General features: G+C 55.6%; 1 rRNA gene. It reads left to right on the forward strand.

Going from position 1 to position 898, the window contains the following annotated elements:
* Nucleotides 1-897: ribosomal RNA gene (locus PL9214_RS29700) — 16S ribosomal RNA — on the forward strand; the annotation flags it as partial.
* Between the last annotated feature and the right edge of the window lies 1 nt (nt 898).

Genomic DNA, 898 nt, shown 5'->3' on the forward strand with positions numbered 1-898 from the left:
GAGCTAGAGTGTAGTAGGGGCAGAGGGAATTCCTGGTGTAGCGGTGAAATGCGTAGAGATCAGGAAGAACACCGGTGGCGAAAGCGCTCTGCTGGGCTACAACTGACACTGAGGGACGAAAGCTAGGGGAGCGAATGGGATTAGATACCCCAGTAGTCCTAGCGGTAAACGATGGAAACTAGGTGTGGCCTGTATCGACCCGGGCCGTGCCGGAGCAAACGCGTTAAGTTTCCCGCCTGGGGAGTACGCACGCAAGTGTGAAACTCAAAGGAATTGACGGGGGCCCGCACAAGCGGTGGAGTATGTGGTTTAATTCGATGCAACGCGAAGAACCTTACCAGGACTTGACATCTCTGGAATCTCTCTGAAAGGAGAGAGTGCCTTAGGGAACCAGAAGACAGGTGCTGCATGGCTGTCGTCAGCTCGTGTCGTGAGATGTTGGGTTAAGTCCCGCAACGAGCGCAACCCTCGTCGTTAGTTGCCATCATTAAGTTGGGAACTCTAGCGAGACTGCCGGTGACAAACCGGAGGAAGGTGAGGATGACGTCAAGTCAGCATGGCCCTTACGTCCTGGGCGACACACGTACTACAATGCTAAGGACAGAGAGCAGCCAACCCGCGAGGGAGAGCGAATCTCAGAAACCTTGGCACAGTTCAGATTGCAGGCTGCAACTCGCCTGCATGAAGGAGGAATCGCTAGTAATCGCAGGTCAGCATACTGCGGTGAATCCGTTCCCGGGCCTTGTACACACCGCCCGTCACACCATGGAAGTTCGCCACGCCCGAAGTCATTACTCTAACCCGCAAGGGGGGAGGGTGCCGAAGGCAGGGCTGATGACTGGGGTGAAGTCGTAACAAGGTAGCCGTACCGGAAGGTGTGGCTGGATCACCTCCTTTT

Source organism: Planktothrix tepida PCC 9214 (genome assembly GCF_900009145.1).
Classification (GTDB): domain Bacteria; phylum Cyanobacteriota; class Cyanobacteriia; order Cyanobacteriales; family Microcoleaceae; genus Planktothrix; species Planktothrix tepida.